This is a genomic window from Kribbella albertanoniae (assembly GCF_004348455.1).
GTDB lineage: Bacteria > Actinomycetota > Actinomycetes > Propionibacteriales > Kribbellaceae > Kribbella > Kribbella albertanoniae.
In genome coordinates, this window is the sequence record NZ_SMKA01000332.1 from 1 (window position 1) to 9,579 (window position 9,579).

The 9,579-nt window shown below is 67.3% G+C and carries 12 protein-coding genes; 4 read left to right on the forward strand and 8 right to left on the reverse strand.

Going from position 1 to position 9,579, the window contains the following annotated elements; all coding sequences use genetic code 11:
• Positions 1 to 118 precede the first annotated feature (118 nt).
• Together E1261_RS40075 and E1261_RS40080 are read right to left on the reverse strand one after the other, a co-directional pair.
• Complete coding sequence (locus E1261_RS40075; RefSeq protein ID WP_132414982.1) at positions 119 to 493, reverse strand: hypothetical protein; 375 nt, start codon at positions 491 to 493, stop codon at positions 119 to 121.
• Between the two features lie 20 nt (positions 494 to 513).
• A complete protein-coding gene (locus tag E1261_RS40080; protein ID WP_132414983.1) occupies positions 514 to 1,110 on the reverse strand; it encodes a LysE/ArgO family amino acid transporter in 597 nt (198 codons plus the stop codon).
• 85 nt (positions 1,111 to 1,195) lie between these two features.
• Between E1261_RS40080 and E1261_RS40085 the strand changes: the two genes are divergently transcribed.
• Together E1261_RS40085 and E1261_RS40090 are read left to right on the forward strand one after the other, a co-directional pair.
• The gene (locus E1261_RS40085; protein ID WP_132414984.1) at positions 1,196 to 2,080 is read left to right on the forward strand and encodes a LysR family transcriptional regulator ArgP; all 885 of its coding nucleotides are present in this window, start codon (positions 1,196 to 1,198) and stop codon (positions 2,078 to 2,080) included.
• A 49-nt stretch (positions 2,081 to 2,129) separates the two neighbouring features.
• Positions 2,130 to 2,702: a TetR/AcrR family transcriptional regulator gene (locus tag E1261_RS40090; protein WP_132414985.1), complete on the forward strand. Its 573-nt coding sequence runs from the start codon at positions 2,130 to 2,132 to the stop codon at positions 2,700 to 2,702.
• Here E1261_RS40090 and E1261_RS40095 read toward each other — a convergent pair.
• Together E1261_RS40095 and E1261_RS40100 are read right to left on the reverse strand one after the other, a co-directional pair.
• A complete protein-coding gene (locus tag E1261_RS40095; RefSeq protein ID WP_202875422.1) occupies positions 2,699 to 3,547 on the reverse strand; it encodes an SCO6745 family protein in 849 nt (282 codons plus the stop codon). The two genes, E1261_RS40090 and E1261_RS40095, sit on opposite strands and share 4 nt — an antisense overlap.
• The gene (locus E1261_RS40100; protein WP_132414986.1) at positions 3,544 to 4,044 is read right to left on the reverse strand and encodes a GNAT family N-acetyltransferase; all 501 of its coding nucleotides are present in this window, start codon (positions 4,042 to 4,044) and stop codon (positions 3,544 to 3,546) included. The genes E1261_RS40095 and E1261_RS40100 overlap by 4 nt, the downstream gene beginning before the upstream one ends.
• 72 nt (positions 4,045 to 4,116) lie before the next feature.
• Between E1261_RS40100 and E1261_RS40105 the strand changes: the two genes are divergently transcribed.
• Positions 4,117 to 5,214, forward strand: coding sequence for a calcium:cation antiporter (locus E1261_RS40105; RefSeq protein ID WP_132414987.1), 1,098 nt, complete (start codon positions 4,117 to 4,119; stop codon positions 5,212 to 5,214).
• Here E1261_RS40105 and E1261_RS40110 read toward each other — a convergent pair.
• The 3 genes from E1261_RS40110 to E1261_RS40120 form a co-directional block, all read right to left on the reverse strand.
• Positions 5,180 to 6,610 (reverse strand): ankyrin repeat domain-containing protein, encoded by a 1,431-nt coding sequence (locus E1261_RS40110; protein WP_132414988.1) that lies wholly within the window; start codon positions 6,608 to 6,610, stop codon positions 5,180 to 5,182. The two genes, E1261_RS40105 and E1261_RS40110, sit on opposite strands and share 35 nt — an antisense overlap.
• Positions 6,611 to 6,760: 150 nt before the next feature.
• Entirely contained in the window at positions 6,761 to 7,117 is a 357-nt protein-coding gene (locus E1261_RS40115; protein ID WP_132414989.1) for a YybH family protein, read from the reverse strand.
• A 12-nt stretch (positions 7,118 to 7,129) separates the two neighbouring features.
• On the reverse strand, positions 7,130 to 8,167 hold the full coding sequence (locus E1261_RS40120) for an amidohydrolase family protein (protein WP_132414990.1): 1,038 nt from the start codon (positions 8,165 to 8,167) through the stop codon (positions 7,130 to 7,132).
• Between the two features lie 73 nt (positions 8,168 to 8,240).
• Between E1261_RS40120 and E1261_RS40125 the strand changes: the two genes are divergently transcribed.
• A complete protein-coding gene (locus E1261_RS40125; RefSeq protein WP_132414991.1) occupies positions 8,241 to 8,909 on the forward strand; it encodes a TetR family transcriptional regulator in 669 nt (222 codons plus the stop codon).
• A gap of 1 nt (position 8,910) precedes the next feature.
• Here the strand turns inward: E1261_RS40125 and E1261_RS40130 are convergent, their stop codons facing one another.
• Positions 8,911 to 9,411 carry a DinB family protein gene (locus tag E1261_RS40130; RefSeq protein ID WP_132414992.1) on the reverse strand — a complete coding sequence of 167 codons (501 nt, stop codon included), beginning with the start codon at positions 9,409 to 9,411 and terminating at the stop codon, positions 8,911 to 8,913.
• Positions 9,412 to 9,579 lie beyond the last annotated feature (168 nt).

Here is a 9,579-nt window from a genome sequence, read left to right on the forward strand (position 1 = left end):
GGCACCACCCGGGCCGTCCACTCCGCCTGCTCAACCCCCCACCCAGGCAAAGCCTCCGACACCCCCTCCGGAAACACCGCCACCGCATCACACAACACAGTCACCTCCACGGGCGGACCTAGTCTGCGAACGGGAGGTGGCGGAGGGTGGATTCGGTGATGTCGTTGAGGCCTTGGTTGAGGGCCAGGTTGGCGGTGGGGGCGTGGTGGTGGACGAGGTTGAGGAGTTGTTCGAAGAGGGGGAGGAGCTCTTCGTTGCGGCGGATGCCGGCACCGATGAGGACGCAGTCCCAGGGGTGGGACTGGAGGGCTGCGGTGACGGCGGGGATGTCATCGGTGCCGTCGAGGCCGACCAGGCAGTTGTGGGCTTCGATGCCGTGGTCGCGGAAGCTGGTGTCGGCGGCGGCTATGGCGGCGTCTACCGGGGCCGGGTCAAAGGGGCCGGGGATGCGGTGCGGGTCGAGGCCGATGACGAGGACCTTGGGAGTAGTCACCCTTCGACCGTAGTCGGCGATCAGCTCACGAGCATGACGGTGGCGAGGGTGGCCATCAGGAGGGCGATGGTGGTGTCGAGGACCTGCCAGGCGCGGGGGCGGGCGAAGACGGGAGCCAGGCGGCGGGAGAGGAAGCCGAGGGCGAAGAACCAGGTGAAGCTGGCGGTGACGGAGCCCAGGCCGTAGAGCCAGCGCGCGTCGGGGCCGTGCTGGTTGGCGAGGCTGCCGAGCAGGACCACGGTGTCGAGGTAGACGTGCGGGTTGAGCCAGGTGAAGGCGAGACAGGTGACGACAACGGTGCGTACGGCGGCGGGGGTGTGGTCGGTGGCCGCCAAGGTGGTGGGGCGGAAGGCGCGGCGGGCGGCGAAGGCGGCGTAGGCGAGCAGGAAGGTGGCGCCGCCGTACTTGGCGATCGAGAGTGCCAGCGGGCTGGTCGAGATCAGGACGCCGAGGCCGGCGATACCGGCGGAGATCAGTACGGCGTCCGACAGCGCGCAGACGAGGACTACCGGCAGCACGTGTTCGCGGCGCAGGCCCTGGCGCAGCACGAAGGCGTTCTGAGCGCCGATGGCGACGATCATGGCGAGCGTGGTGGCGAAGCCGGCGAGGAGGGACATGCTTCGACGGTAGGAAGAATTGGCGGAGTAAACCAGCTAAAGATTTTCACGTGCCATTAGAGTTCCTTCAGCATAGAGTCACAGCATGATCGACTCCGCGCAGTTGGAGACGTTCGCGGCGGTCGTCGACGAAGGCAGTTTCGACGCCGCGGCGCAACGGCTCCAGGTCACGCCGTCCGCGATCAGCCAACGGATCAAGGCGTTGGAGAGCCGCCTCGGTCAGGTGGTGGTGATGCGCGGCAAGCCCGCCCGGCCGACGGCGGCTGGTGAGGCGGTGCTGCGGTTGGCGCGGCAGGTCGCGCTACTCGAGTACGAGGCGATCGCCGCCGTACAAGGGACTGTCGATGCGCTCCGGCTGCCGATCGCGGTCAATGCGGACTCGCTCAACCACTGGTTCCTGGACGCGATGCTCGATCTGTCCGAGCAGTTCCCGGCGCGGTTCGTGGTCCATCGCGAGGACGAGGAGTACTCCGCGGAGTTCCTTCGCAACGGCACCGTCCTGGCCGCCGTCACGGGTGATCCGCGCCCGGTGCAGGGCTGCCGCGTCGTACCGCTGGGCAAGATGCGCTACCTCCCCGTCGCCACTCCCCAGTACGCCGACCGCTGGCTGGCCGGCAAACCGCTGGCCGATGCACTCGGCGAGGCACCGCTGATCGTGTTCAACGAGAAGGACGTTCTGCAGCACCGGCTGATCCGCAAGCTGACCCGGCGGCGTCTCGATCCGCCGGCCCACGCCGTACCGGCGGCCGGTGCCTTCCATCAGGCGGTGACGATCGGGCTCGGCTGGGGGATGATCGAGGACCAGGTCGCCGACCCCGCGATCGCGGCCGGCCAGTTGGTGACCATTGCCCCCGGCAAGTATCTCGACGTACCGCTGTACTGGCAGCACTGGAAGCTGGAGTCCGAGGTGCTCGCGGCTCTCACCGCGGCGGTACTGCGCGCAGCCGCCACAAGTCTGCGCAAATCCTAAGACATTCGTGCCAGACGGACGTTTCAGACGCGATGTTACGCTGCCGCGCATGGGTAACCGGGAGTCGCTGATCGCCGGCGCGAAGACGTGTCTGGTCCAGAAGGGCTACGGCCGGACGACCGCGCGCGATATCGCGTCCGCGGCCGGAGTCAGCCTGGCGGCGATCGGCTACCACTTCGGTTCCAAGGAAGCCCTGCTCAACGAGGCGATGCGCGAGGCGCTCGACGAGTGGGGAGCCGATGTCGGGCGCGCGCTCGCACCGGCGGGTCCGACCAGCGGCTACGAACGCTTCGTCGCGACCTGGCAGCAGGCGATCGCCAGCCTCTCCGAGCCGAACGTGAAGGCGCTGTGGACCACCCAGTTCGAGGTGCTCAGCGTTGGACAGCCAGGTCTACTGGCAGACCTCTCGAAGCTGCAGGGCGAGGCGCGTGAGGGGTTGGCTCATCTCTTCGGCGGCGTCGATGCCGACGCGGACCCGGCCGAAGTCAACCGGATCGGATCGTTCTTCCAAGCGCTCCTGCTCGGCGTCGTCGTGCTCTACCTCTTCGATCCGGCCAAGGCCCCCAGCCCCGAGGACCTGGTCGCCTCGATTCGCACAGTCGCCGACCGCATCGCGAGCTAGCTCCAGCGCAGACCCATCGGGTTGTCCGGCGGGAGCAAGGAACTGGACATCAGTACGGCGCTCAGCGGGTGCACCAGGTCATGCAGCTCGGTCGCCAAGTCATCACCGAGCGCACGCCAACCGGTCTCGGCCAACGCATCAGTGGTGTCCTCGATCTGCTGGCGGAGCGCGCGCCCGGTGTCGGTCAAAGCGCCGACCGCGTCGAGTAGTCCCCGCGAACGCAGGTTGTCCTCGGCAGCCGCCCACTCCTCCGAACTCCAGCGCCGGGCGATATCGAAGGTCTCCTTCGTGGGCCCGCCCGCCGCTGCGGCCGTCACCAACGCCTGACACGGGCTGAGTTCAGCCGCGACGAGCGCGGCCACATGCCCGTCACCACGCGATTCACGCAGAATCGTGGTCGCCTGCCACAGCACGAGATGCGGCTCATCCGGCCAGCCGAGCGCCGCGTTGGCCGCTCCGAGCGGACGCCCCGCCAACGGGGCAGCCTCGGCCGCACGCCGTGCGACCTCAGCCACGCGGTCGAAAGACGGCAACGGATCGAACAGCCGTCGTACGGCGAGATCGACCGCAGCGAGCCGTGCTTCCAGCAACTGAGCTGGGGTGGCGCGCTCCCACGCATCCGGCACGGACCGGGCGACCATCGCCGGATGGAAGTTGTAGAAGACGGCGGTGACCAGCTCGGCTGAGGCCGCACCGAGTGGCGCAGCACGGCAGCCGAAGTAGCTCATCCAGCCGCCCTTGAGGCCCAGGGCATCGGTCGCCTGCCTGGTCTCGGCAGCGAAGTAACTGATCGCGTGGAAGGGTTCGAGCGTCTTCCACATCCGGCGCGCGCGGTTGTCCGTCACACCAGCGGACGGTACATCACATGCAGCCCGACGTACCCGAGTTTGGCGTGTTCGAAAGCCTCGGGAACGGTCCCAGCGATCCGGAACCCGAGCGCCTGCCACAGATGGACCGCCGGCTCGTTCGTCTCCACCACCGCGTTGAACTGGATCGACCGGAACCCCTCCCGGCCGGACCACGCGATCATGTCCTCGCAGAGCAGTCGCCCGACGCCGCGACCACGAGCCTCCGGGCTGACCATGAAGCTCGCGCTGGAGACATGCGCGCCCGGGCCGGGACGGTTCGGGTACATGTTCGCCGTACCAAGAACTGTGCCGTCGGCATCGACCGCGACGGTGACGCGGCTGCGCGGTGCGGTCACCATCCACATCGCCTCTGCCTGCTCGTAGGTGAGCTCGGGATCGTAGGTGTAGGTCTCCCGCGCGGCGATGATGTCGTGGAAGAACGGCCAGATGGCCGGCCAGTCGGCGTCGGTCGCGACCCTGATCTGCAGTGGCATGATGCGAAAAGCATCACCTTCACCGCCGGAGCTGCCAAGTCAATTATCGCGGAGACCTTAGAATTACTGGGGATGACTAACTCCGTGGTCCATGGGTTGCCGCGCTGGAGTCTGGCCGTGCCCCCGCTCGCCTTCGTCGTCCTGGTGCTGTCCTGGGGCCGCGATCTCGGTGCGATTCTGCTGATCCTGGTCTGCGCCGGTCTCGGTGCCGCAGTGATCGCGGCGGTCCACCATGCCGAGGTCGTCGCGCACCGTGTCGGGGAGCCGTTCGGCACCTTGATCCTCGCGCTCGCCGTGACGATCATCGAGGTCGCGCTGATCGTCACGCTGATGGCGTCCGGCGGTGACAAGGCTGCGTCACTGGCTCGCGACACTGTGTTCGCCGCGGTGATGATCACCTGTAACGGCATCCTCGGTCTGGCGCTCGTTGTTGGTTCCCTGAAGCATCACGTCCAGGAGTTCCGGGTCCATGCGTCGAGCGGCGCACTCGCGGTGATGACCGCGCTGGTCACGCTCAGCCTGGTGCTTCCGACCTTCACGACAAGCGCGTCCGGACCTCGGTTCAGCGGGCCGCAGTTGGCGTTCGCGGGCGTGGTCTCCCTCGTCATGTACGGCGTCTTCGTCTTCGTGCAGACCGTCCGGCACCGTGACTACTTCCTCCCGGTCTCGGACAACGCAGCGGATGAGGAGGAACACCACGCAGATGCCCCGAGCGGGAAGGTTGCGCTGGTCAGCCTCGGCCTGCTGTTCGTCTGCCTGGTGGCCGTGGTCGGACTGGCCAAGACGGTCTCGCCGAAGCTGGAATCCGCAGTCGAGTCAGCCGGCGCCCCGCTCGCCGTGGTCGGCGTTGTCATCGCCCTACTCGTGCTGCTGCCGGAGACGGTCGCGGCCGTGCGCGCGGCCCTCCGCAACCGCCTCCAGACCAGCGTGAACCTGGCGCTCGGCTCGGCCCTGGCCAGCATCGGCCTGACCATCCCAGCGATCGGGATCGCCTCGATCTGGCTCGACGGACCGCTCGTGCTCGGGCTCGGCGGCAAGGAGATCGTGCTGTTTGCGCTGACGGTCGCGGTCAGCACCATCACCCTTGCCACCGGCAAAGCCACCCTGTTGCAGGGAGCCGTTCACCTGATGGTGTTCAGCGCCTTCCTGTTCCTAGCCGTAAGCCCCTGAGGTAGTTGGCCACCGCCTTCTGGTGGTTGTGCTCGGCCCAACCCAAAGCATCCCCGTCGTACGACGGATCGCGCAGCTCAGGATCGGCGCCGAGCTCGACCAGTCGTTGGACCGTTGCCAGGTGACCGTTGAGCGCGGCCCGATGGATCGGTGCGGCGCCCGCCATGTGATTCACGTCGAATCCCAAGCGCTGCAAGGGTTCCAGTGCCTCGGTCCGCCCGGTCTCCGCGGCCCGCATGATCAGATGCGGATTGCGAGCGACCGCTCGGGCAGCAAGCGCTGCGTCGACCGTAGGTGACTCCCCGCGCCACGCAGCGGCGTACACCTCATGTACGTCGTCCAGCGGTGCCGCACCGTGAGCGCGCAGGAGCTCCGCGATCTCGGTGTGCCCTTGCACAGCAGCAAGTTCGTACGCCCGATGCCCGCAGAAGATCGGATGCTCGGTCCCACGGCCTTCCGGGTCGATGCCCTGGGCAAGCACCAGCTCGACCCGATGCAGCAGACCTTCGGACGAGGCGAACACCAGCTCGTCCTCCAGCAGTTGCTGCGGTGTCGGATGTGCCGTCGTCATCCGTTCGTGCCACGGACCACCGTCACCCCGGCCCAGCCCGAACTCGAGCAACAGTTCCAAGTGCACATCGTCGTACGGCGGGGGACAGCCCGGACCGCAGTTGTACATAGTCTGACTGTCGTTCGGATCCGCACCGGCCTCGAGGAGTAACCGGGCCAGTTCAACCCGATTCTGATGTGGTGGCTGATCGCCTTCACCGCGCCCGAAGACGCCGGTCAGCGCGGTGAACGGCGAGGGCATGCCCTGCCACAGATAGCCCGCGTTCGGATCGGCGCCGTTCTCCAGGAGCAGCCGCGCGATCTCCACCTGGTTGGGTGCATCGATGCGGCTGTAGGTGAGGTAGACCAGCGGCTCCCACCGGTACGGTCCGCCCTCATCCCTTGCCTGGCTGAGATTCCGCCGTACGGCGTCGATCTCGCCGGCGACGACCATCGTGTAGATGTTGCTGTGAGCAACCTCAGGTAAGAACGAACGGGCTGCGTGCTGACGGGCCGGATCGTCCTGCCCGTAATGCAGCGTCGCCAGCTTGAGGAACTCGTCGGCGCGCTGCTCCGGCGTGTCCAGTGGACCACCAACCGACTGCCGATGCGGGGACCGGCTGTAGCGGCCGACCAGCTCGAGGTGATGCACGATCCGCGGCCAGCTGGGGAATCCGTAGCTGCGGGCGATCACCAACTGAGCCTCGGCCAGCGTGCTGACCGGATGGAACTCGTCGGCCAGGGCGACCGCGGCCGGGTCACCGGCCTGGACCTCGGCGAGCAGCCGTTTGGCCTGCTTACGCAGGTGATCCAGATGCGGGTCGTTCGGAAGATGACGGGTCGGCATCGGCCGACCTCCTCTCTGCGAGCCTGCTGTCCGCGTCGACAGGCGAGAAAGGAGGTGTGAACAAAGGCACCAACTTCAAGACGTTCAGGTGGGCTGAGCCCTTCCCGCGGACCGGAGGCACCCAGAGCGCCTACCCGAAACAGTAACCCATCAAGGCTTTTCCATCCACCATTCCGTGAACTCGTGCGCCCGGTCCTTGGTCAACCTGATCACCCACAGGTTGCTGAACTCACCGGGCGGCTCGGTCAGGTATGTCGTCCAGCCGCGCACGAACCCGACCCCGTCGCCGAAGCCGAGCACCTCGTACTCGAACGCGGTCTCACCCGGCGCGTCCGCAACCTCCGCCCAGGCCTCCACGATCGCCGTCCGCCCGACCACCGGATCCTCGTCCGGCCGCCGGTACCAGGCGGCGTCCTCGGTCCACAGCGCCTCCACATCGGCCGGGTCGTTCGACTCCCAGGCCTTGCGGTACTTCGTCACCCACCGGTCCAGATCCTTCTCCCGCATACCGGCATCGTCTCAAGCGATCCGCTTCCCGTTCAGTACGACGCTCGCCGGGGTCGCGAGGATTTCCGGGTGCTCGCGCGGATCGGCGTCGTACGTGACGAGGTTCCCGTCGCCGGTCAGCCCGAGGTACTCCTGCGCTCCGGTGGAGGCAGCGACCAGCGCCTGGGTGACGGTCAGACCGTGCTTCACGAGCAGGTCGACCTCCCCCGCCACCGAGCCGACCACATCGGAACCGGCCAGCACGCGAACGCCGTACCGGTCACTGAGGGCGAGCATGGCGGCGAGCTGCTCGGAGCGGGCCAGACGGGCGGCTCGCCGTTCCGGGGTTTCGTTGGGGGCCTCGCCGACCGACGCGCACAGGGTCGGCGTCCAGGCGCCACCGCGGGCGCCGAGCGTCTGCAAGTCCTGCTCGGTGAGTGCGGTCCCGTGCTCGATCGAGTCAACTCCGACCCGGATCAGCTCGCTGACGATGTCGGTGTTGCAGTGCGCGGCCACCCGCGCGCCCCGGCTGTGCGCGAGCTCGACCATCGCCCGGATCAGCTCGGTCTCGTAGGTCTGCGCCATCACACTGCCGCGGATCGGCCCGTCCGGCCCGACCTCGGGGAAGTCGGCCACGAGCTTCAGCCAGGTCGCGCCGTCGGCGAGTTCGCCCTCGACCGCCGCCAGCAGTTCCTCAGGCGCCACCGGCTCATGCGCCGCCGCGAAGTAACGACCCTCAGGAGCCAGGAAGCGCCCGGCCGCAATCACGACCGGCCGACTGTCGTCCTCGGTCGTCGCCAGCTTCAGCGTGACCGCCCGATTGCCGCCCACGTCCCGAACCGCGCTCACCCCCGCGGACGCCAGCTCCTCCAGCCGCTCCCGAGCGAAGTCGGCCCCAAACAACGCCGGCCACCCGTCCGCCCCAGCCCCCAGCGTCAAGTGGCAATGCGAGTCGACCAACCCTGGTACGGCGAACCGCCCGGGGAGCGGCTGTGCATCGCCCGAACCAACGCTCACCCGGCCGCCGTCACCCGCAGGCAGGACGGTTCCCTCGAACACCCACGTCGTCATCCACCCATCCTGCCCCGAGCAAGGTGCAGGTCATGCCACCGCTGAACCGCGGCTACTGACTACGCTGACGGGTGTGACGGAGGGTGTGACTACCAAAGGTGAGCAGACGCGTGAGCTGATCTTGTCTACGGCGTTGCGGTTGTTTCGGGAGCAAGGGTACGGCAAGACGACGATGCGGGCGATCGCGACCGAGGCGGGGGTTTCGGTCGGTAACGCGTACTACTACTTCGGCTCCAAAGACCACCTGATGCAGGCGTACTACGACCACCTGCAGGATCAGCATCGGGACGCGGTTCAGGCCGTTCTGGCTGGTGACAAGTCGTTCGCTGGGCGGTTGGCCGGCGTACTGCGGGTGTGGCTGGACGTGTCGGCGCCGTACCACGAGTTCGCTGGGACGTTCTTCAAGACGGCGGCGGATCCGAAGAGCCCGCTGTCGCCGTTCAGTACGGAGTCGCAGCCGGCCCGCGACGCGAGTGTGGAGATCTTCCGGCAGGTGGTGGCGGGCTCGGACCTCAAGCTGTCGCCCGAGCTGACGGCCGAGCTGCCCGAGCTGTTGTGGCTGCTCCACATGGGGATCGTGCTGTTCTGGGTGCACGACGACAGCGAGGATGTTCGCCGTACCCAGTTGCTGATCGACCGCTCGGTGCCACTCGTCGACCGGCTGCTGCGGCTGACCCGAATCCCGGGGGTGCGCGGAGTGGTGAACGACATCGTCGGGCTGATCCGAGCGATCAAGCCCTGACCTATTCGCCGGTGCTGCCGTCGATGCGTTCGCGGAGCAGGTCCGCGTGGCCGTTGTGCCGCGCGTACTCCTCGATCAGGTGAATGTAGAGCCACCGCAAGCTGTACTCACCCTCCCGGCGCGGACGTCGGAAGGCGGCATCCAGGTCGTAGCGCGCTGCGATCTCGTCAGATTCCTGTACGGCGTCCGCGTACGTCTGCAGGTCCTTCTCCGCCTGGGCGGGGTCGACGAGATCGAAGTCCCCATCGGGATGCTCGGCCGTCCAGTAGCGGTCCGGGACCACCTCGCCGGTCAGGCAGGTCTTGAACCAGTACTGCTCGACTTCCGTGAGATGGCGCACTAAACCGAGCAGGGACATGCTGGACGGCTCCACACTGCGCCGTACCAGGTCTTCCCCGCTCAGACCGCTCACTTTGAGCAGCAATGTCTCCCGGTGGTAGTCGAGAAATCCCTGCAGCAACTCGCGTTCGGGAGCGGTGTTCGGCGGGTCTGTTCGGGTCACCGGGACAAACTAGCTGGGGGAAGGACCTCCGGTGCCGTACAGAGGCTGTTGCAGAATCGGCGTGGCTGGTGCGTATAACCCGGTAGGTGTTCGATTATTGGGTGTGGCGAATGGGTATCGGCCGGTTGATCGTGGTCAGGGTTTCTTGTTGCCGCCGGACATGTCTGA